Consider the following 21,123-nt stretch of genomic DNA (forward strand, 5'->3'; position numbering starts at 1 on the left):
AGATGTTTCCTACATACATCACACCTTTTTAACACTTCACAGTTGTACACAAGAGATTTTTCCCACCAGGCTGCGGTCGTCCATTCCAAGCTTTGTGATAAAAAAATCAAAAGGTGGGGTTGTCGTGAAGCACTATGCCGTCTTTCAAATGCCTGAAACGATCAACTATGGCCGTAGAGCCTTTCAAACGATTGGAAAAGAAGCGTCTCTCAGGGGAAGGAGAGCGTTGGTCATCAGCGATCCTGTCATGGACAAGCTGGGATATGTCAACGAAGGAAGGAAGTACTTAACAGAATCTAATATGGAAAGCGTTGTTTATTCAGGAGTTGAATCTGAACCGACAGATGTTTATGTAACCGAAGCTCTCCAATTGTTCCGGACGAAGCAGTGTGATGTGGTGATCTCTCTGGGAGGCGGAAGCTGTATAGATACAGCTAAAGCTGTTGCTGTCCTTGCATCGAATGAAGGGTATATTGGTGATTACCGGGGCGGGAAGAAAACAGTGAATGTAAAGCCGGCTCCTCATCTGGCGGTGCCGACGACAGCGGGAACTGGTTCTGAAGCAACGGATGTAACCGTCATTACGAACACCACCGATGATGTGAAAATGATGATCAAGCAGCCGGCCTTTATGCCGGATGTGGCGATTGTGGATCCTGCGCTTACTCTTTCTTCACCGAAGCATGTCACGGCAGCTACAGGAATTGATGCCTTAAGTCATGCGATTGAAGCCTATGTATCAAAAAAGTCCCATCCAATGGCCGATTCTATGGCTCTTTCCGCAATGAATTTAATTGTGCAGCATTTGAAAACAGCTTATCGTGAGGGGGATAACTTGGATGCGAGAGAAGCGATGTCCCTGGCAGCGATGCAGGCAGGGATTGCGTTTTCCAACGCCTCTGTCTGCCTGGTTCACGGCATGTCGAGACCGATCGGTGCATTATTTCATGTTCCCCACGGTTACTCAAACGCGATGCTGCTGCCCGCTGTGCTGGAGTTCAGCAGAAAAGAGGCGGTTGATCGACTGGCCGATGTAGGAAGGATTTTTTCTCCGGGCGGGCTGTCTTCCAATGAACAAGCGGCGGATCATGCGGTTTCCTCTGTTAAAGAATTGTGCCGGGAGCTGCATATCCCGAACTTAAAGGAATGGGGAATCGATAAACAGGAATTTGAAAGCGTTATCAGTAAAATGTCTGCGGATGCATGGGACAGTGGAAGTCCAGCCAGCAATCCCAGAGTACCGACTCTTTATGAAATGGAAGAGCTTTACCGCGTCTGTTATGACTATGATTTTTCACAAATGTCCCCGGTGGTAAGGAACAGGGGGTAGCATAACGTCCGGACAAACCCGCCCCAGCTTTTACCTGAAGATTCCTGCCGTACTTGGTCCGCCTTTTCGTTGAAATGGGGAGACTCCGGACAATAAGAGATTTCTCTGGAACGTGAGAAGTTCCGGATGATGAAGTGAAACCGCCCGTGTTTTTAACGGCGGGCGGTCTCTCTTCCCTTTTCCGGAGCCGCCGCTTTGTACCAGTGCAGGCAGAGAATGAAAATAATCGCAGCGTCGATCACATCCCCGCCGTAGTACATAAGCTTGGCTCCCTCCTCAGCCTGAAGCTGTGGGACCCCATCCGGTGGAAATGCATAGACATATTTGGAAAGGATTCCGTGTCCGGCAAGGGCGAAAATGAATACGACAATCCTGTACAAAAAGCTGAAACGGTGGGCAACAGGGTCGATATAAATCATCGCGGTAGTGAAAAGGACGCCTGCCAGGAAAACATGCAGGTGAACAGCGCCATGGATCCAGGGATTTCCATGCATCATGCTATAGAGAGGCGTTGTGTAAAGCAGCCATAACCCTCCGATATTCAGGACAGTGGCTGTCACTGGATGGGTGATGAACCCGGCATAAGAGCTCCTGAGCAGACGGGAAACGTTCCGAGCTGCTGATACCGGCAGGGTTCGAAGGAGCAGGGTTACAGGAGCGGCAAGGACAAGCAGTAATGGGCCGAGCATTCCTAAAAGAAGGTGGCCCAGCATATGGGCACGGAAGTCATGGTGTGCCTGGTCGGCGATGGTGCTGCCTGTGGCTCCCCACACGCAAAAAACCCCAGCTGTCCAGCAGACATAACGAAACCAAGGCCAGCGGTGAAGGTGGCGGATACGGCTGGAATGGATACCGCCTCCTATGTATAAGCCGATGAGAAGAAGAGAAAGAACGATAATCCCCGCATCCATCAGGCCTCCTCCCATCCCTCCGTGATGGTCAGGCATGGAAAATCTCACCTTTTCCACTGCTCCGTTTAAGGAGAAACACCCCTGTGATAATCATGAGGACTGCTGATATATTCCATACGAGATCATAGGGAAGAATATTTTCCACATAACGGATTTGATGCAGTCCCATCAGCTTATGCTGGATGATCCCATCATACAATTGAAAGGCTCCTGCGCCTGTCAGTACACCTCCCCACCAGCGGGTGAGGGATAAGCCGTTTCTGCGCCGGACATCTGCAAATAAAAACAAACCTCCAATCGTGGCAAACCAGCTGAAGGCATGAAAAAATCCATCAGAAATCAGCCCCACGTCTGTGGTGGATTGATCGTAAAAGTGATGCCATCTCAAAAGCTGGTGAAAGATGGTTTCATCAATAAAAGCGGCCAGTCCGATTCCGAAAAGCAGTCCTGACCATAACGTTCGCTTTGTATAATGGTGGCGGTTGGGTTGAATATGTTTGGCGCTCATCTATGAACCTCCTGTTTCCCTAAATCCTTCCTATTTTGTACCCAGACCCCCGCTCTTACAAACGTGCCTACGTTAAAAACTGCTATTCTACGCAGGTGGTTTTGGCGTCCTGATTTGTGAATTCCGCATTTTTGAAAAGGAGGGGCTGGGGTTGAAGTGCCGGACAGAAGGGTGGACGAAGAAGGATAAAAATAGAGACATAGGCGGATTTGCACTTATGCTTGTAGTGATAGGGTTTCTTCCCTATCTATATGAAACGTTCTGTATTCCTGTGAATCTCGTTCTTGTATCGTTTGCTTATGGACTGTTGATGATGCTGGTTACTTTCTTTACACGGGGTTAATCTCTCGTTTGAAAACCGTAACCATGTCTACCTCGGATAGGAGGGAGGACGTTGAAACAGATTCCATCATATGGAATGATAGAAAGGTCGTTTTATAAAGCAGGCAGGGGATGTCATGAATAAAGAGAAGGGGTTTTTGTAGTGGGGTGTACATACAGTTTATGGTCAGCGGGTTTAGGAGCTTCCGCGGTTCTGCTGATCGTCTTGTCCTATGGGACTGCTCCGGCTGATCCTCAGGGCTTTCATAAAATGATGATACAAATCTTCTTTTTCGGAGCGCTGGCTTCAGCGGTGGCAAGTCTCGCCCTGAGCTTTCTAGCCTGGAAGAACAAAGAGAGAGGTTTCTTAAAATGGACGGCTCCACTTATTCTTTTAGGGATCCTGCTGGTGTTTCTCACTCTATTCGTTTTAATGGTCATCAGTTTATTGTAGTCGGAAGGAGAAGAGAAAATGGAAAAAGAAAGGGTATACAGGAGGACAGCTGCGTCCAGTCTGGTCATCAGCCTGCTCATATGGGTGCCGAATCTCGTTTTTCAGGTGGCCAGCCCATTATGGCTCCTGATTTTTATTATCGCCCCCATCGGTACTGCCTTTGCCGTGCTTGCGAAAAATTACTGGCTCGCAGCCGCAAATACGGTGATGTTTTTCAGCTTTTTTATTCTTATGGCGGGGGGCTATTGGATTCAGTCCATCACAGACGGGCATCCTTGAGCCTGGTAACGAAGGTTTTTGAAGGTTCCTGCTTGATTGTAAAGAGGGGGAGCTCTTTGCAGTACATAAAGAATACAGGGAGGTAACAGTACAGGCTGCGTAACTTCCGTTTGCGTGGGGAAGGCCATATTCGTGACCAAGGGTTGATGACAACCCCTTTGGAGGCAATAGAAAAGGGCTTTTTCTACAAACTACCCCTGCTCAAATTGAGCAGGGTTTTTTGCATTGTGGATGTGAATGTGGGGGTTAACATTTATACTCCTATAATAAATGGAGAGTTTAGTGGGATATTTATGCACAATAACCTTTGTGAATAAGCTGTTTGAGTTCTATGGAACCCGGGTAATGCTATTCCAGAAAAACTACACAGAATACAAAGGATGGTTTTATGGCAAAACGAATGGAAATACCCAGGATATCAATCATTGGTTTACTGGCTTTATCTATTATATTTGGTTGGTTCAGGTATGGCTACGGCTTATTGTTCACTGAATTCAGGAGTTCCTTCGATCTATCGGCATCGCTGCTCGGAGTGATTTCCAGCCTGACGTTTATTACGTTTTTGGCCGGGGCGCTTATGGTGATTCTTCTTGTATCTAAATTCGGAGCCCGGCCGATGATTCTGGGAGGGATCTTTGCGGCCTCCACGGGTCTTTTAACCGCAGCGCTTACAGACAGCTGGCTCATTTTTGCGGCTTCCTGTCTGCTGGCCGGCTTCAGTCCTGGATTGACCTGGTCGTCCTTTTCGAAGAGTGTGACCCAGCACGTAGAAGAGAGGGTGCAGGAGCGGACACTGGCGATTATCAGTACAGGATCTTCTGTCGGATTGATTTTTATATCCCTTTTATATTTACTCCTGGATGGGGACTGGCGGATCATCTGGGGCGGAGGTGCCGTGTTCGGTTATCTCATTCTTCTATGGGCCTGGCGTTCTGTCCCTGAAAAAAATGCGGAAACGATTGGGGCTCCGATTAAGATGGCGGACCTGCGTCCTATTTTTACAAAAGAAGCCAATCCCTTTTATATCGCTTCCTTTCTCTTTGGCATAACCGAAGCAACCTACTGGACGTATGCGGCGGATTTCGTCCAGGAAAACTTCTCGATCACGAATGCCAATGCCGTCTTCTTTTTGATTACAGGTATCGCCGGTCTTGCCGGTTTATGTGCCGGAGACATGATCAGCAGACTGGGAATGCGGATGAGCTTTATTGTGACCATCCTTGTTTATTCACTGAGTATTGCCGTCCTGTATCTATTCCAGGGATGGATTCTGGTATGCATTTCCGGTGCTTTGTTCGGAGCTTCCTTTATGCTGTATGCGGCTTACCTGCCGATATGGAGTGCGAAGGTCTTTCCGAATATACCAGCTCAAGGCTTCAGTATCTGTATTGTTATTTTGAATGTCGGAGCGATTATCGGTCCGGCAGTTTTCGGCTGGATTCTGGCCTATTCCCCGTATGAGCTCATTTTTCTGCTGCTTGGAATCATCGGCTGCCTGAAAGTTTTTGCTCTTCCTGTCACAGAAAAAGCATAGAAGAAGCCCGCCGGGGAGGAGGTTTTTCAGTCTGTAGAAAAAGTTGGTCCTATCCAGTTAGAGTCGTCCGCATGTCGTGTTGAGCGGACACGTTCTGCTTATCGGCGGATGCCTGCCGCGGGCATGGCCTCCGCTGACTTGGTCAAGAAACCATTTGACCAAGTGGATCTTCAGCTCGCGCTGTTCCCGCAGGTGTCACCACCGAACGCTCCTCGTGCCGGTGCCTGTGGAAAAACAGCTTTACGCTATCATAAAACGGAAAGGTGAGCATAGCTTCTTCGCCGTTTCAATAGAACAGTACAGGCTGCGTTACTGCCGCTTGCGTGGGAATGATCCTATCCATGACCAACTATGGATGCCTGCTCCTTTGGAGTCACTGGAAAAAGAGTTTCTCTTCAAGCTGGAAGCCCGCCTCCTGGGCGGGCTTTTTTTCGTGAAAAACGTACCTGGCCCCCGTACATAGACGGCCTTTTTCGTGATACAATTAAATTCCAGTTATTGGAGGGAGGAAGGGGCATGGATTGGATCGATATCATAGGGTTGTCTGTCTTTACGGTCATTTTTCTATCCATTTATAATTATCTGTTTGAGTCCGGGCAGTAACATGGATTTGTACATAGGAAAGGCTCCAGACCATCGGCCCGGAGCCTTCTTCTTATGCTTCTGCTTTTATAAGCTCATAGTATTTGTATAACGCCTGTGTTCCGTTATTTTCACCACCGGCCTCTGCCAGCTGGTCATACAGCTGCTTGGCAAGCTTCAGACCTGGAACGGGAATGTCGAGTTTTTCTGCGGATTCAATGGCAATCTGCATATCCTTAATGAAGTGTTTGACGTAAAACCCGGGGTCGAAGTTACCGTCGATCATACGCGGGCCGAGGTTGGAAAGGGACCAGCTTCCGGCTGCTCCGAATTCGATGCTTTTCAAGACGGTTTTCGGGTCGAGACCGGCTTTTTCTGCATACAGGATGGCTTCTGTTACACCCATCATCCCGGAAGCAATGGCAATCTGGTTGGACATTTTCGTGTGCTGACCGGCGCCGGCTTCTCCTTGAAGGACGATGTTTTCACCCATGGATTCAAACACGGGCTTTATTTCGTCAAAAGACTCCTGTCCGCCGCCGACCATAATCGTCAGCTTTCCGTTACGCGCCCCGACATCGCCGCCGGAAACAGGGGCATCAAAGGCGTGGATGTCTTTTTCCTTCGCCTTGTTGGCAATCGTTTTCGCCAAGTCAGGGGAAGAGGTCGTCATATCGATAACGGTTGAACCCGGACCGGCATTATGTAGAATCCCAGCTTCCCCGAAGTATACCTCTTCGACATCCTTGGGATAGCCGACAATGGTAATGATGATGTCAGATGCTGCTGCGAGGGAAGGAATGTCCTCATACCAGCGGGCACCGTCCTCGATAAGTTCGGCAGCTTTCTCTTTGGTGCGGGTGAAAAGCTGCAGCGGGTACCCGGCCTGCATTAGATTGCGGGCCATGCTTTTTCCCATTACTCCGGTACCGATAAATCCAATCGTCGGTTTGTTCATGAATAACCACCCTTTCCAATAGATTTACATGTAGTATAACAATTCTGAAAACGAAGAGATAGGTAAAGGCTTGGAATATTTTCTAAAAAAGGAGGGGGAGAAACAATGAAGAAAATATTCTTTATCAGTTCAGCGGCCATCATTATTTTGGCAGCGACGGCTTTTCTATTGATATACCAAAGTCATGCAGAAGTGATGAAGAAGACGAATGACTGCTATGATAACGGAGGCCTGCCTGAAATGGAGAAGTCCGGGATCGTGTTGGAGCATGTTGAGTGTCAGATGGAAAAGCAATAAACGTCAAGCAGGAATTCCAGCAGGGGAACGGGAAGTTAAATAAGGTAGACCATTATGAATGGAGGCTGACCATGAACTCTAGTGTCAAAGGGAATAAGCTTGTCTTGGAACGTGTCTTTCAGGCGCCTGTGGAACTTGTTTTTCAAGCCTATTCGGAGCCGGATCGTTTGGAAAAATGGTGGGGACCGGAAGGCTGGGAAACGAAAGTGAAGACGTTCGAGTTTATGCCGAACGGTGTCTGGCATTATGGAATGACGTGTGTAGATGAAGGCATGGGAGAGTTTTATGGGATGCAGTCATGGGGGCTGGGGATTTTCCAGTCGATTGAACCGATGAAAAGAATACAGTACAAAGATATGTTTTCAGACGCGGAAGGCATGGTGAATGAACAGCTTCCGATGATTGATATTGACCTGCGTTTTATTCCTGAGGGTAAGGAGACAAAGCTGGTTATTGAGAGTGAGTTTGAATCAGAAGCAGAGCTCCAGAAATTACTGGAGATGCAGGTCATTGACGGGATGACCTCCCAGTTCAACTGTCTGGATCAGTATTTGGCAAAAGTAAAGATGCATTAATGAAAAAGCCTGGAGAAAAACGTGACGTTCTTCTCCAGGCTTTTTTTCTGTTTATCGGCTATTAAAATTCTTGGTAAACGGCTGGGTCCTGATTTTGGATCCGGCCATCCTCCTTGGTAAGGGCGGCAATGTCATTCATTTGGTTTTCACTCAGGGAGAAATCAAAGATGGACAGGTTTTCCTTCTGACGTACCGGGTTGGATGACTTTGGAATCGATACCGCACCGATCTGGTAATGCCAGCGTAAAATCACCTGGGATACCGTCCGGTTCTGGTCATCCGCGATTTTCTGGATCACATCATGATCGAGAATGTCCTGTACACGGGCGAGCGGACTCCACGATTCCGTTGCAATGTTGTGCTCTTCATGGAAACGCCGCTGCTCTTCCTGATTAAAGTAGGGGTGAAGTTCTATTTGATTGATGCTCGGCAGGACGCCGGTCTCATTTTTCAAACGCTCCAAGTGTTCAGGAAGGAAATTACAGACACCGATCGAACGGATGAGTCCCCATTTCTTAGCATCGATCAAGGCCTGCCAGGCTTCGACGAACCGGTCTTCCTCCGGGTTCGGCCAGTGGATTAAGTATAAGTCATAGTAATCAAGACCTCCTCTATACAAGGATTCCTGAATGGCTGCCACCGCTTTATCATACTCGTGATAGCGCCCGGGCAGCTTGGATGTAAGGAGCAGTTCTTCTCTTGGAACAGCGCTGCGGCGAACCGCTTCGCCGATGGTTCCTTCATTTTCGTAGTTGTAGGCACTGTCGATCAATCGGTAGCCCGTGCGGATGGCACTTTCGACAGCCGCGGCCCCTTCATTCCCTTTCAGACCTGATGTTCCAAATCCCATGACAGGGAGACGGAGTCCGTCATTCAATACCATTTCCGGGATGGATGATTTCATACGTTTTCACTCCTTGAATAAATGATGGTTCTTCCTTTATCTACCACTTCTTTCATGTAATAAACTTCTTTTGTCAGATAATAAAAGATTTTGTATGAACAGCGGATGTCGAATAGACATGTTAAAATAGAAAAAAAGAAATCATCATAGAGACCTCCCATTTTCATCTGGTTGGATCGACAGGCAGACTGCTGCCTGACTACAAGGAGGACGAAACATGATTGAAAGCATTACAGACGTGGATTACAAAGAAGTGATGGAGTATTCGCTCGATCCTTTGATCATTCACACCGATTATAAAATTATTTACATAAACCAGGCAGCAGAAAAGCTGTTTCAAACGACAAAAGAGGAAGTTGCGGGCAGCAGCCCTCTTGATATTTTCCAGGAAACGTCCAGAGGGGCAATTAGAAACCGGATTACTGCTGCTTATGAAAAACCGGCAGACGTGATTGAAGAAACGGTCTACCGGACGGACGGGACGCAGGTCCCTGTCGAATTGTATTGTCATCCCGTCAGGATGGGAAAGCGTAAAGCCATTCAGTCCTATATCCGCGATATCTCCGACAGGAAGGTCATGGAGGATAAACATCAGGCGGTGGTGAAGGAAATCAACGAATTATCAGCAACCATCGTGCCGATTTTGGAAGACACAGCTGTGCTTCCGTTGACCGGGAAGATCGACCAGGAAAAGGCCGGGCAGATTCTAGCGGTGATTCCTGAAAAAGTACAGAAGCAGCAGCTGAATCATTTGATCATTGATTTTTCCGGTATTTACACGTTCGACCACGTTGTGATTGACTCGTTGTTTAAAATCAACGGGGTGCTCTCACTTCTCGGCGTCAAAACGATTCTTGCAGGACTGCGGCCGGAAATGGCCATGGAGGCCGCGCGCATGCAAATGGATTTATCGGAAATCCCGGCTGTCGCTGACGTGAAGGAAGCTCTTTCCTACCTTGGTGTCCATTCATCACGGTAGAAAAAATTGTCGGAAAAAAGGACTCTGTATTTATGAGTCTTAACTTTTCTATCCTATCAGTCGTTTCATATTCGCTGTAGAAATTTCATTGGCACCTTGAGGCGTATGCCTTCGAGACAGAAGTTGAGGTAAACCTATATCCGTGTGTTTATGTATTCTTTACATTGTACAAGAAAAAAAGAGTGATTTTATTTTTATATCAAAGTCAAATCACTTTTTTAAGATGGGACACCGTTGATTCCACGATGAGCGTTCGATGGTGACGCCTGCGGGAACAGCGCGAGCTGAAGATCCACTTGGTCAAATGATCTTCTTGACCAAGTTAGCTGAGGCCGTGCCCGCGGCAAGCATCCATCGAAAAGCGATTCGTGAGAATCAACAACAACCTTTAACCACTTCTCTTGATTAGGAAGGAAATTTTCAGTAGCCTCATATTCATATGGGGCTTTTTTTCTGTGAAGGCGAACGTCCTCTCAATGGTTTGTGGAGAGGTAAGATGAGACAATGGGCTCATGTTTGCCATTCTCAAAACGTATTGCTTTCGTTTGTTCCTTTGCTCTGCAATAATGACTAGCAGAGAAAAAGGAGGAGGAAAGACAATGACAAAGAATGTTCCAACATCTGTCCAACCATTATTCGAAAAATTCAATAGTGATCAGCTAGAACTTGCAAACCGGACCGTTATGGCCCCGATGACGCGTGGATTTTCCCCGGGTGGTGTACCGAATGAGGAAGTCGCTGCGTATTACCGCCGCCGTGCGGAAAACCATGTCGGTTTGATTGTCACAGAAGGTACAGGGATCGGTCATCCGGCCTCTGTGTCTGGAGAAAACATTCCTCTTTTCTACGGTGAAGAAGCGTTGAAAGGCTGGGAGAATGTCGTGAAAGAAGTGCATGAAGCGGGCGGTAAAATCGCGCCGCAGCTCTGGCATGTCGGCATGACCCGTAATGAAGGCGATCTTCCGAATCCGGAAGCCGCCGCTGTCGGTCCATCCGGTTTGAATCTGGATGGAGAAAAAGTCAACGAACCGTTGACAACAGAAGAAGTGGAAGATCTGGTAGAAGCGTACGCGTCAGCCGCCGGCCACGCAAAACGTATCGGATTTGATGCGATTGAGATTCACGGAGCCCACGGCTATTTGATTGACCAGTTCTTCTGGGAACAGACAAACAAACGGACCGACCGCTTCGGTGGAGATCTTGTAGGACGTACCCAGTTCGCTGTGGAAATCGTTGAAGCCTGCCGCCGTGAAGTCGGTCCTGATTTCCCGATCATTTTCCGTTTCTCCCAGTGGAAGATGAACGATTTCCAAGCGAAACTTGTAGAAACTCCGGAAGAGCTGGAGCAGTTCCTGAATCCGCTTATCGAAGCCGGTGTGGATATTTTCCACTGCTCGACCCGCCGTTTCTGGGAGCCGGAATTTGAAGGCTCTGACTTGAACCTTGCTGGATGGACGAAGAAAATCACTGGCAAGCCGGTCATATCCGTTGGTTCTGTCGGTCTTGACGGTGTGTTCACATCCTTCTCCAGCACAGAAACATCAAGTCTTGATGGGTTGATGGAGAAACTGCAGAACGATGAATTCGACCTTGTCGCCATCGGTCGTTCTCTGCTTCATGACCCGGCATGGGTGAAGAAGGTGGAAGAAGGCCGTTCTGATGAACTGAAGCCATTCGACAAAGAAGCTCTAGGTAAACTCTACTAATATAGAAGAAAGGCAGGCACGGAACTTCCGTGCCTGCTTTTTTTGATTGTGTAAATAAGAATGAACATCCAGTGGTACGGCTCCGATGGCTGGTCACGTGCGGCTTATCGGTGGCGCAGGTACGGCCTCACCTGCCCGAGTGGACCTTTGGCTCGCGCTGTTTCCGCAGGCGTAACCCACGAACGCTCTTCGTGACTCCATTGCATGAGAAGATCAAAGAAGAAGGATCCTTTATTTCATATAAGGTCCTGACTTTTTCTATTGCCGAAGGATTGGCTCATCATCATTGCTGCACCTTTGTCTTCAGTAGAGAGAAGGATAACGGAGGTTCAGGAGCGAATGATGTGTAGAGGAGTTTTCTATACTTTCTTTTTGAAGGAGGAAGATCAATGGATGTGAAGACAGCAGATTTATGTGATGACTATTCGGACCAACTGCGCACAGCCTCCCCGGGATTAAAGAGCTATGGAAAGAAGAAAAGCTTTCACGGACCCATATCGACCGTTCAGGTGAAGGACGATAATGTGCTTGTTAAAAAAGCGCTGGAAACTATACCGGCCGGAAATGTATTGGTCGTGGACGGCATGGGCTCGCAGAACTGCGCCCTTATGGGAGGAAATTTAGCCGCTGTCGCTGAGAAGAGGAAACTGGCGGGGATTATTATTCACGGGTACATAAGAGATTCACTTGAAGTGGCAGGTACAGATGTCGGAGTGCTTGCGCTGGGTACTTTTCCACTGAAAAGTAAAAAGGAAGGAAAAGGGGAGGAGGGCATTCCGTTAACATTCGGGAACGTCGTGTGGCACCCGGGGGATTATGTGTACGTCGATGAAGATGGGGTCGTTCTTGCAGAAGGGAAGCTTCACGATTGATTCATAGAATCTCCCATGTATAAAAAGCTATCATTCTGGCTATCCTTCTGATAGAAAGGGTGATGGTCATGCATTATATGGAAAGAACGAATCAAGTGATGCTGGAGCTGATGTCTGGAGAACGGAAGTCTTTCGGGAACTTTTCCTACGAAGACGGCAGGTTTACGGATGGGAGAAGTCCTCTTCCGGAATGGGAAGTGCGTCAGTTTGTCCTCAACTATTTTCTGACCTTGGAAAACTTAAAAATCAACGCTTAAAGCTTCTGATATGATCAGGAGTTTTTTGTTTTTGTAAGAGTTTTCATGTTTGGAAATAAGAGAGAAGGGTTAATGGTTCCCATAAAAAGGAAGGGGGCTCACTGATGGAAAAAGTAAAGCTTGGACGCAGTGAAGTGGAAGCGACCCGCATTGCCCTCGGTACGTGGACCATCGGGGGCACAGGCGGGGGTGGGACGGATGAGGATGCATCAATCCAAACGATCCAGGCCGCATTAAGCAGGGGGATTACTACGATAGACACCGCGCCTGCCTGTGGAAAAGGGCTTTCGGAGGAACTTGTAGGGAAAGCGATGACCTGTTCACACGTCCCGAGAGATGAACTGGTTGTTGCTGCGAAAGCAGGAATGGATTGGACTGGGGAAGACCGTTACAGGGGCAGCCGTCCGGATCAACTGGAAGAGGATTTGGAAAACAGCATGAAAAGGCTGCAGACCGATTATATTGATATCTATCAGATGCATTGGCCCGACTCCGATTTTTCGATCAAGGAAACAGCGGAGAAAATGAGATCATTTTATGAATCCGGCCGCATCCGGTCGATAGGTGTGAGCCATTTCAGTCCGGAACAGATGGACGAGTGGCAGAATTATGCTCCGATCCATACCGCTCAGATGCACTTGAACATGCTGCAGCGCTACCTGTTGGACTGGTTTGAATACAGCCACAATCACGAGATTGCCACTCTCTCCTGGGGGTCACTCGCTCACGGAATGCTGACAGGAAGGTTTGATAAACATGCCTCTCTGCCTCAAGAAGAATCCCCGGGGGACAGCGGCCTGTTTCAAGGCGGACGCTTTTCACAACTGGTTGATGCGGTTGAATCGTTGAAAAAGTTTGCTGCTGAACGAGGTCACGACCTCATTCCATTAGCCATTCGCTGGCTGCTTGATCATAAACCCGGTGCTGACGTAGCTTTGTGGGAAGCAGCGACCCCCTCGCAGCTGGCGGGTGTGGAAGATGCGGATGAATTCCAGCTGTCGCGGGAAGATTTATGGATGATTGATGAAATTCTCTACAGCCATACGAATGACCTTCGAAACGGCACGCTGAAGGAGTTTAGTCCACTTGTCAGGTCTGATATGTAAAACGTATGGATAGAGTAGGAAATTATGTAGTCCTTCCTGCTCTATTTTGTTGTATACCGAACGGTTTAACTGGATAATATCTTTCAGAATGTTTATCCTGTACATAGAGAAGCAGACTTGAAGGAGGTTATTTAATAATGAAAGCTATGCAGGTCACAGGATATGGCGGCATTGAAAAACTCGAAGAAAAAGAGGTGCCGGTACCGGAGCCGAAAGCCGGCGAGGTCCTCATTAAAGTTAAAGCCTGTGCGATTAACAATACGGAAATCTGGATGAGGGAAGGAGCTTACGGACAGGGCAGTCAGTCCGGCTGGCGTCCCGAAGGTGTCCAGTTTCCACGGACTCCCGGTTCAGATATTACAGGAACGGTTGTAAAGACAGGGGACCAGGTCGAGTCTTCTCTTGAGGGGGAGAACGTGGTTTTATTTCCGTTCACGTCCAGCGGTGAAGAAGGGCTTGAGCATATCTCTGAGGACATGTCCTTCATCGGTTCCGAATATGACGGAGGTTATGCGGAGTATGTTGTCTGGCCGGCTGAACTTTGTATGCCGATGCCGCTCAAAGACTTCACGAAGAGTGCGGTTTTTTCTGTCAGCGGACTCACCGCCTGGCATATGGTTGAACAAATTCAGATCAAGCCTGGTGAAAAAGTGATGGTTACAGGGGCCAACGGAGGCGTTGGATCTTTGAATGTCCAAATCGCCTCCCAGGTATTTGGAGCTGAGGTGATCGCTGTCGTCGGAGATCTTGGTAAAGCAGCTCAATTAAAAGACTTGGGAGCAGCCCATGTGGTTTCCTATAAGTCGGAAACCTTGAGTGATGACATCCTGGAAGCGGCCGGGGGACCTGTGGATGCCGTTCTTGATGTTGTCGGAGATGCGTTGTTCTCCACAGCGCTACACGTCCTGAAAAAAGGCGGACGTTTCTGTACATCCGGTTCCGCCGGCGGTCAAAAAACAGAGCTCGACTTCCGGACCCTTTACTTGAAGCACATTACGATGTATGGATCTGTGCTTGGAACGAGAGATGAATTCAAGAAGATGCTGCAAGCGATATCCGATGGCAGATTAAAGCCTGTGATTGAACGGACCTTCCCACTGTCGGAAGCGAAGGAGGCGCAGAAATACTTCAAAGAAGCCGGAAAGCTCGGGAAAATCGTCCTGCTGCCGGAAGGTAAATAAGTGAAAAAAGCCGGACCCCTGAGTGGTCCGGCTTTTTTCTTTCTTGCCGCCAGGAGCAAAAGCCCCTTCCCTTTCCGCGGACGAGCGCCCGAGCTTCCTCGCAAAACCCACGCTCGGCGATCTCAGACCACTTGTTCTTCCGCAGGAGTGGGAGGGGCACCACTCCTTGGGCAATCTTTAAAATCGACAAAGACTCCCCTTCACCCCGCTCACCCTTGTTGGATGGAGGGCAATCTTTTTCATATTTCGGCAGGCAGCCGTCATCAGCGCGTGTTCTTTCCCTCTTTCTTTTGCACGCAAGCGGCAATCGCTCAGCCCATGCCGTTCCCTTGAATCTGCGAATCTACGCTCGATCTTCTCTTTTCTCATACGGTATATCCACTTTCCTTCATTTTATCGCAGCGTAGTTTTCCACAGGGGCCGTGCCCGTGGCAGGCATCCGCCGATAAGCGGAACGTGCCCTCTCCACACGACATGCGGACAACTCTAACTGGTTAACTCAGGCTTTTTCTACAGCCAAGCCGGACCCTTGTGTGATCCGGTTTTTCTTTTTGTCAGAAAGGAAAGTTCACCCATTTATGATAAAATCAGCAATAAACATAGGGAGGAGGTTGGGGCAGGATGAAACAAATCTCTTCAATCCTGTTCATCGTTCTGTTATTCGGGCTTACAGCAGGATGCAGCCAGGGGCAGGCCGTTCAGGATGAAGAGGAGGAGTCTTATTCCTCTGAGACAGAAGCCGTGGAGCGAACACCCTGGAAGTGATGTGGAATCCATTGTGACGACGGTCGGTGAAAAATTGTGGCTCACACGTTCAGCCCATCACGTGTACAGCATCTTCGGGATGGAAGAAAACAGGGACCGGTATGCCGTCGTACGGATTTCCGCCCGATTATCCCTTCATAATACGACTGGTGGAGGAGTGGAGGTCACGTCTCCTCAAGGAACAGATTATACGGTCCTGTTCGCAAAGAAAGGAAAATGGGAGGAACGGGCAGGAGCGGGGACAGCATCCTATTCCTCTATTTTGAATGGCGGGGCAGAGGCTGCTGTTCATAAGCACCACACTTTGGATGGGGAAGAACATGCCCCTCCGGAGAGTGCAGTGCAGTCGTCGGAAACCATACAAATGAGGGAATAGGTAAAAGGAGTGCGGAGAATGGCTTCCTATAAGGGAGCTTTTTTTCTTTTTAAAACCGATTCAACCCTCCGCTCTGCCGATAAATAGTAGAGAATTGTCGAAGGGTGTGGTTAGATGATAGGTAGAAGGATGCAAATATTCCTTTGTGGCGTGTTCAGGAGTTTCAGAACAAGACAGAAAGGCAATAGATTCCCAGGCCATTGATTTCCAGATTCGTAGTCCGTACAGGTAGTCTGTTCAGGAAGGGGGACACCATCAATCTGTTTCTGTTGATTTTCCATACACCACGAGCGACCCCTTGTCGAAATGTGTCGGCGCATTTGTTACAGCCGTTTACAAGATCTGCTTCTCTTACAAGGGAATGCAGGTTTTTTGTGTGTAAATATAACTATAAATTCCTTTAATTTCCTTGAAAGCGTATAACTTGTGTCGATTTATTAACAATGTCTTGACTCTTCTTTGACAAAATTGTGAACGGTTGTTTGCATTTTTGTAATTTCTGATATAATTTATCAAGCGTTATGATCTATAAGAACAATATAGATTCTTAGTTTCATACTTATATAGGTTTGGTTGATAGGAGGGTGAAAACTAATGAAAGCTAAGCATCTTCGCAAAAGATGGTTAGGGCTGCTTCCACTTGGATTGATTTTGTTCCTTAGTGGGTGTGGGCAGCTTGAGATGACAGTGCTCGATCCCAAAGGGCCTGCAGCAGAAAGTCAATATGAACTGATTAAATATTCTCTTTGGTTTATGTTCGGCATCATCGTTGTCGTATTCGCTCTTTTTGCGTTCATGGTCATTAAATATCGTGAAAATCGTCCCGGACGTAAAGAAAGCGATTATGATCCGAATCTGCACGGCAATACCACGATTGAGATTATCTGGACTGTCATTCCGTTAATCATCGTTATTCTACTGTCGATTCCGACAGTAACAACATTGTTTGACCTGGAAAAACCCGCAGAGCCTGCTGAAGGGGAAGAGGCCAAGGAGCCGCTTGTCATTCATGCAACAACAGCCGACTGGAAATGGTTCTTCAGCTATCCTGAGGAAGACATTGAAACAGTCAACTATCTGCACATTCCGGTGGATCGTCCGATCGAATTCCATCTGACATCCGCGGATTCCATGACAGCCTTGTGGATTCCTGCTCTTGGCGGGCAGAAATACAACATGGCGGGAATGATGAACATTCTTTATCTGGAAGCTGATGAGGAAGGCGTCTATGACGGACGTAACTCCAACTTCAACGGCGAAGGGTTCGCTGCACAGACGTTCAAAGTCCACGCAGAACCTGAAGAAGACTTTAACAACTGGGTCAGCGGCATCCAGAATGAAGCACCTGAGCTGTCGAAAGAACAGTATGAGGAGCTTCTCAAGCCGGGCTTGACGGAAAAAGATGCTTATTCATCCACACACCTGGAGTACTATGATCACGGTACTCATGAGGGAATGGGCTTTGTAGCCGAAAACTATGCAGAACTCTTTGAAGAGAAACTGCACTTGGATGAAATTGAAAAACAGGAAGAATTTCAATAGAACGTTAAGAAAGCAGGTGAAAACATGGGCATTACAGATATATTAGTCACCGGTGAGCCGATTATATATGCCGCCATGGTCTCCATAGCGCTTGTATCCATCGCCATTCCTGTCCTATTAACTTACTTTAAGAAGTGGGGCTGGCTCTGGCGTGAATGGCTGACGACCGTTGACCACAAAAAAATCGGTGTCATGTACATTCTCAGTGCATTACTGATGTTATTCCGAGGCGGAATGGACGCCTTGATGATGCGTGTCCAGCTCGCTTTTCCAGACTTGGGATTCCTTGATTCCCAGCACTATAACGAAATATTTACAACACACGGAACGGTCATGATCATCTTCATGGCGATGCCGTTCCTGATCGGATTAATGAACATTGTAGTTCCATTGCAGATTGGAGCCCGTGACTTCGCGTTCCCTTGGTTGAACGCCATGAGTTTCTGGTCCTTCTTCATTGGAGCGATGCTCTTTAACATTTCCTTCGTCATCGGTGGATCACCAGATGCCGGTTGGACAAGCTACACACCACTTTCCGGTGCGGCTTTAAGCCCGGGACCGGGACAGAACTTCTACCTGATGGGACTGCAGCTATCCGGTATTGGTACACTGGCAACGGGTATTAACTTGATGGTAACCATTCTTAAGATGCGCGCTCCTGGAATGAAGCTGTTCCATATGCCGATCTTTACATGGTCTACTCTTGTCACATGTTTTATTATTGTTTTTGCATTCCCGATCCTAACCGTGGCGCTTGCACTTCTTACTATTGACCGTATCTTCGGTGCTCACTTCTTTACGCTTACAGCAGAAGGACTGCCGATGATGTGGGCCAACTTGTTCTGGATGTGGGGACACCCTGAGGTTTATATCGTTATCCTTCCGGCTTTCGGTATCTTCTCAGAAATCATTGCCACATTCGCGAAGAAGCGTTTGTTCGGTTATCACGCGATGGTCTGGTCGATGATCATCATTGCTCTGTTAAGTTTCCTTGTATGGGTGCACCACTTCTTTACAATGGGAGCCGGAGCGTTTGTTAACTCTGTATTCTCTGTATCTACGATGCTGATCGCAGTGCCGACAGGGGTTAAAATCTTTAACTGGCTTGCGACACTGTATAAATCGAAAATCGAGTTTACGGTTCCGATGCTTTGGTCTCTGGCCTTTATACCGAGTTTCATTCTCGGCGGGGTTACAGGGGTTATGCTCGGTATGGCCGCAGCGGACTATCAGTTCCATAACTCGTACTTCCTTGTAGCGCACTTCCACTATGTACTGATTGCGGGTACAGTCTTTGCCTGCTTTGCAGGTCTTGTATTCTGGTATCCGAAGATGTTCGGTCACAAGATGAACGAACGACTTGGAAAATGGGCATTCTGGATCTTCTTCTTCGGGTTCCACGTCTGCTTCTTCCCGCAGTACTTCCTTGGTCTTGACGGAATGCCGCGCCGCCTGTTCATTACGAACGTCGTCGAGTGGCTGCCATTGAACGTCATTTCCACAGTCGGTGCATTCGGAATGGGACTTGGTTTCATTGTATTTGTATACAACGTTTACTACAGCTTCCGTCATGCGGAACGTGAAAAAACAGGAGATTCCTGGAACGGCAACGGCCGTACGCTCGAGTGGGCGACAACGACGCCGGTACCATTCTACAACTTCGCTACCGTGCCTTACGTGGACGAAATCGATCCTTACGTACGCATGAAAGAAGAAGGTAAGACAACCTATGACGAATCGCAGCTGAAGCCGATTCACATGCCGAGCTACAAAGCAACGCCGATCATTATGATGACGTTCCTCGGACTGGGAAGCTTCGGTCTCGTATTCGAATGGATGCCAGTAGCCATCTTTGGTCTGATTGGTGGAGTTGCTGTTATGATTCTCCGCTCCTTCGACTATGATGACGGCTATTACGTATCTGTAGAAGAAATCAAACGCATTGAGCGAAAAGCAAGGGGGTTATGATATGGCTGCTGAAGAACTGAAAACCGGACCATTGGAATACCGGACTCAGGAAGGACGTATGACCATTCTTGGCTTCTGGATATTCCTTGCCGCAGAAGTTGTCCTGTTCGCGACACTTTTTGCTACGTATGCCGTGTTGTTCGGCCGTACAGGAGATGCACCGGCACCAATGGAACTATTTGAGCCGGGCATTGTCCTTGTCATGACCTTCCTGCTTTTAACAAGTAGTTTCACCTGCGGTCTGGCCATTCACCAGATGCGCAGAGGGAATGTCAAAGGCTTGATGACGTGGATGATCGTCACACTCGCGCTTGGCTTTGGATTCCTCGGCTTTGAAATTTACGAGTTTGTACACTATGTGCATGAAGGAGCCAGCTTAACGTCCAGTGCATACTGGTCTGGATTCTTCGTCCTTGCCGGAACCCACGGACTTCACGTTACCCTCGGTACCGGCTGGGCCATCCTGCTGCTCATTCAGATTGCAAGACGCGGTCTGACAAATGTAACGAGCCGCAAATTCTTTATCATCAGTCTTTACTGGCACTTCCTTGATGTTATCTGGATCTTCATTTTCACATGCGTATATCTCATAGGGATGGTGATCTAAGATGGCAAAAACAGATAAAAAAGTACCGATGAATCACGTGATCGGTTTTGCGTTGTCCATCATCATGACACTGCTTGCTGCCTGGGCGGTCATTCAATCTGATCTGCCTGTGACATGGGTGATCGTATTCATCATGGTTCTCGCGCTTTTACAGGCAGGCGTACAGTTGTTCATGTTTATGCACATGACCGAAAAGGAAAGCGGCGGGGGAGCCGTTCCATGGAATATGATGTTCCACGGATTCGCCCTCGCAGCAATCCTTGTCGCCGGCTCTCTATTCACCATGTCCTTCGGGTTTGACCACGGCGATCATGGCGATCACGGTGGAGAGCACGAAGAGCACATGGAGATGGATGATAGTGAAGGAGACCACAGCGGTCATTAAAATACACATACGGGGGTGAGAAGGAATGGAGAAGAGAGAAGAGATCAACCAGGAAGAAGCAAGAGTCAGCCACTGGCCTTGGAAGGACCTGGTTGGGTTTATCCTATGTATTGCATTGACAGCATTTTCACTGACAGCGGTCCTGTATTCCTCTTACCAGCCAACGTATGTATTTATGATTCTGACTGGACTGGCGTTTACACAGGCGATGATTCAGCTTGTGAAACTTCAGCCCGGGCAATAAAAAAAAGACACGCCTCTTCCTGACGTATCAGGAAGGGAGCGTGTCTTTTTCTTTGGCGAGATTTGCCTGATATCCGGGGCTTTGTTCAACCGTAGCAATGATGAACAGGATCCAGGCGATTTGTGATCCGATCAAACCCGCGTAGAACATGGACCACGTAACGGAAAAGGCTGCGGGAGCCGTGTATAGGATGATTTGGAAGTAGTACACCCACATCCCGACAAGCAGGATGGACTGTGCAACTGCAAGGGCCGGTTTTTTCAACTGCAAGAATAAAAATGGCGTAACGGTAGACAATAGAAGGAACATGACTAATACACCCACGATATTCATCTCCTTTTCATTCTGTAAATGTTGAAAACGTTTTCTTTATATTTATATTGTAACAGAAAGTTCTCATTTTGGACACAAAATGTTCGAATTTATTTTATAAAAAGGCTTGCGCCCTTATTATACGGTGGTTGGAGAGAAATTATACGTAG

At 47.9% G+C, this 21,123-nt stretch carries 26 protein-coding genes and 1 pseudogene; 21 read left to right on the plus strand and 6 right to left on the minus strand.

The genetic code is table 11. From position 1 onward, the window contains the following. Positions 1-124 precede the first annotated feature (124 nt). The gene (locus GLV97_RS14880) at positions 125-1,330 is read left to right on the plus strand and encodes an iron-containing alcohol dehydrogenase (RefSeq protein WP_160889977.1); all 1,206 of its coding nucleotides are present in this window, start codon (positions 125-127) and stop codon (positions 1,328-1,330) included. Between the two features lie 152 nt (positions 1,331-1,482). Here the strand turns inward: GLV97_RS14880 and GLV97_RS14885 are convergent, their stop codons facing one another. Both GLV97_RS14885 and GLV97_RS14890 read right to left on the minus strand, forming a co-directional pair. Beyond that, the gene (locus tag GLV97_RS14885) at positions 1,483-2,277 is read right to left on the minus strand and encodes a cytochrome c oxidase assembly protein (protein WP_237418632.1); all 795 of its coding nucleotides are present in this window, start codon (positions 2,275-2,277) and stop codon (positions 1,483-1,485) included. Further along, entirely contained in the window at positions 2,270-2,749 is a 480-nt protein-coding gene (locus GLV97_RS14890; RefSeq protein WP_160889978.1) for a DUF2243 domain-containing protein, read from the minus strand. Before GLV97_RS14890 ends, GLV97_RS14885 begins: the two co-directional genes overlap by 8 nt. Before the next feature lie 151 nt (positions 2,750-2,900). Here GLV97_RS14890 and GLV97_RS14895 point away from each other — a divergent pair, with 151 nt between their 5' ends. From GLV97_RS14895 to GLV97_RS14910, 4 genes are all read left to right on the plus strand, one after another. Then, positions 2,901-3,092 (plus strand): hypothetical protein, encoded by a 192-nt coding sequence (locus tag GLV97_RS14895; RefSeq protein WP_160889979.1) that lies wholly within the window; start codon positions 2,901-2,903, stop codon positions 3,090-3,092. A 141-nt stretch (positions 3,093-3,233) separates the two neighbouring features. After that, entirely contained in the window at positions 3,234-3,524 is a 291-nt protein-coding gene (locus GLV97_RS14900; protein ID WP_160889980.1) for a hypothetical protein, read from the plus strand. Positions 3,525-3,542: 18 nt separating this feature from the next. Further along, positions 3,543-3,803: a hypothetical protein gene (locus GLV97_RS14905; RefSeq protein ID WP_160889981.1), complete on the plus strand. Its 261-nt coding sequence runs from the start codon at positions 3,543-3,545 to the stop codon at positions 3,801-3,803. Positions 3,804-4,191: 388 nt separating this feature from the next. After that, positions 4,192-5,337 (plus strand): MFS transporter, encoded by a 1,146-nt coding sequence (locus GLV97_RS14910; RefSeq protein WP_160889982.1) that lies wholly within the window; start codon positions 4,192-4,194, stop codon positions 5,335-5,337. A 655-nt stretch (positions 5,338-5,992) separates the two neighbouring features. Here the strand turns inward: GLV97_RS14910 and GLV97_RS14915 are convergent. Continuing rightward, positions 5,993-6,877 carry an NAD(P)-dependent oxidoreductase gene (locus GLV97_RS14915; protein WP_160889983.1) on the minus strand — a complete coding sequence of 295 codons (885 nt, stop codon included), beginning with the start codon at positions 6,875-6,877 and terminating at the stop codon, positions 5,993-5,995. 105 nt (positions 6,878-6,982) lie between these two features. Between GLV97_RS14915 and GLV97_RS14920 the strand changes: the two genes are divergently transcribed. Both GLV97_RS14920 and GLV97_RS14925 read left to right on the plus strand, forming a co-directional pair. After that, on the plus strand, positions 6,983-7,174 hold the full coding sequence (locus GLV97_RS14920; RefSeq protein WP_160842280.1) for a hypothetical protein: 192 nt from the start codon (positions 6,983-6,985) through the stop codon (positions 7,172-7,174). Positions 7,175-7,245: 71 nt separating this feature from the next. Beyond that, entirely contained in the window at positions 7,246-7,749 is a 504-nt protein-coding gene (locus GLV97_RS14925; protein WP_160835120.1) for an SRPBCC family protein, read from the plus strand. A gap of 61 nt (positions 7,750-7,810) precedes the next feature. Here the strand turns inward: GLV97_RS14925 and GLV97_RS14930 are convergent, their stop codons facing one another. Next, a complete protein-coding gene (locus tag GLV97_RS14930) occupies positions 7,811-8,653 on the minus strand; it encodes an aldo/keto reductase (RefSeq protein WP_160842278.1) in 843 nt (280 codons plus the stop codon). A 217-nt stretch (positions 8,654-8,870) separates the two neighbouring features. Here GLV97_RS14930 and GLV97_RS14935 point away from each other — a divergent pair, with 217 nt between their 5' ends. From GLV97_RS14935 to GLV97_RS14965, 7 genes are all read left to right on the plus strand, one after another. Continuing rightward, positions 8,871-9,632, plus strand: a complete 762-nt coding sequence (locus tag GLV97_RS14935) for a PAS domain S-box protein (RefSeq protein ID WP_160889984.1) — start codon at positions 8,871-8,873, stop codon at positions 9,630-9,632. Positions 9,633-9,888: 256 nt separating this feature from the next. After that, positions 9,889-10,041, plus strand: a complete 153-nt coding sequence (locus tag GLV97_RS14940) for a hypothetical protein (protein WP_160889985.1) — start codon at positions 9,889-9,891, stop codon at positions 10,039-10,041. 190 nt (positions 10,042-10,231) lie between these two features. Then, on the plus strand, positions 10,232-11,338 hold the full coding sequence (locus GLV97_RS14945; protein ID WP_160835124.1) for an NADH:flavin oxidoreductase: 1,107 nt from the start codon (positions 10,232-10,234) through the stop codon (positions 11,336-11,338). Positions 11,339-11,727: 389 nt separating this feature from the next. Next, positions 11,728-12,210: a ribonuclease E activity regulator RraA gene (rraA, locus tag GLV97_RS14950; RefSeq protein WP_160835125.1), complete on the plus strand. Its 483-nt coding sequence runs from the start codon at positions 11,728-11,730 to the stop codon at positions 12,208-12,210. A 68-nt stretch (positions 12,211-12,278) separates the two neighbouring features. Then, the gene (locus tag GLV97_RS14955) at positions 12,279-12,467 is read left to right on the plus strand and encodes a hypothetical protein (RefSeq protein ID WP_160889986.1); all 189 of its coding nucleotides are present in this window, start codon (positions 12,279-12,281) and stop codon (positions 12,465-12,467) included. A gap of 104 nt (positions 12,468-12,571) precedes the next feature. Further along, positions 12,572-13,573 (plus strand): aldo/keto reductase, encoded by a 1,002-nt coding sequence (locus GLV97_RS14960; protein ID WP_160889987.1) that lies wholly within the window; start codon positions 12,572-12,574, stop codon positions 13,571-13,573. A gap of 137 nt (positions 13,574-13,710) precedes the next feature. Next, positions 13,711-14,754, plus strand: coding sequence for a zinc-binding dehydrogenase (locus GLV97_RS14965; RefSeq protein ID WP_160889988.1), 1,044 nt, complete (start codon positions 13,711-13,713; stop codon positions 14,752-14,754). A gap of 177 nt (positions 14,755-14,931) precedes the next feature. On the opposite strand, the pseudogene GLV97_RS14970 reads toward GLV97_RS14965, so the two are convergent. Then, positions 14,932-15,144, minus strand: a pseudogene (locus tag GLV97_RS14970) (transposase); the annotation flags it as partial. 231 nt (positions 15,145-15,375) lie between these two features. On the opposite strand from GLV97_RS14970, the gene GLV97_RS14975 reads away from it, so the two are divergent. From GLV97_RS14975 to GLV97_RS15005, 7 genes are all read left to right on the plus strand, one after another. Beyond that, a complete protein-coding gene (locus tag GLV97_RS14975) occupies positions 15,376-15,519 on the plus strand; it encodes a hypothetical protein (protein ID WP_160835131.1) in 144 nt (47 codons plus the stop codon). Between the two features lies 1 nt (position 15,520). After that, positions 15,521-15,895: a hypothetical protein gene (locus GLV97_RS14980; protein ID WP_160889990.1), complete on the plus strand. Its 375-nt coding sequence runs from the start codon at positions 15,521-15,523 to the stop codon at positions 15,893-15,895. Positions 15,896-16,489: 594 nt separating this feature from the next. Next, complete coding sequence (qoxA, locus tag GLV97_RS14985; protein WP_160835133.1) at positions 16,490-17,437, plus strand: cytochrome aa3 quinol oxidase subunit II; 948 nt, start codon at positions 16,490-16,492, stop codon at positions 17,435-17,437. Positions 17,438-17,461: 24 nt separating this feature from the next. Then, positions 17,462-19,405 carry a cytochrome aa3 quinol oxidase subunit I gene (gene qoxB, locus GLV97_RS14990; RefSeq protein WP_160835134.1) on the plus strand — a complete coding sequence of 648 codons (1,944 nt, stop codon included), beginning with the start codon at positions 17,462-17,464 and terminating at the stop codon, positions 19,403-19,405. 1 nt (position 19,406) lies between these two features. Continuing rightward, positions 19,407-20,012, plus strand: coding sequence for a cytochrome aa3 quinol oxidase subunit III (qoxC, locus tag GLV97_RS14995; RefSeq protein ID WP_160835135.1), 606 nt, complete (start codon positions 19,407-19,409; stop codon positions 20,010-20,012). Between the two features lies 1 nt (position 20,013). Next, a complete protein-coding gene (gene qoxD / locus GLV97_RS15000; RefSeq protein ID WP_160889991.1) occupies positions 20,014-20,397 on the plus strand; it encodes a cytochrome aa3 quinol oxidase subunit IV in 384 nt (127 codons plus the stop codon). 25 nt (positions 20,398-20,422) lie between these two features. Further along, a complete protein-coding gene (locus tag GLV97_RS15005) occupies positions 20,423-20,641 on the plus strand; it encodes a hypothetical protein (RefSeq protein WP_160889992.1) in 219 nt (72 codons plus the stop codon). A 27-nt stretch (positions 20,642-20,668) separates the two neighbouring features. Here the strand turns inward: GLV97_RS15005 and GLV97_RS15010 are convergent, their stop codons facing one another. Then, on the minus strand, positions 20,669-20,965 hold the full coding sequence (locus GLV97_RS15010) for a hypothetical protein (protein ID WP_160835138.1): 297 nt from the start codon (positions 20,963-20,965) through the stop codon (positions 20,669-20,671). Positions 20,966-21,123 lie beyond the last annotated feature (158 nt).

The sequence above is a fragment of the Halobacillus litoralis genome (genome assembly GCF_009856355.1).
Lineage (GTDB): Bacteria > Bacillota > Bacilli > Bacillales > Halobacillaceae > Halobacillus > Halobacillus litoralis_B.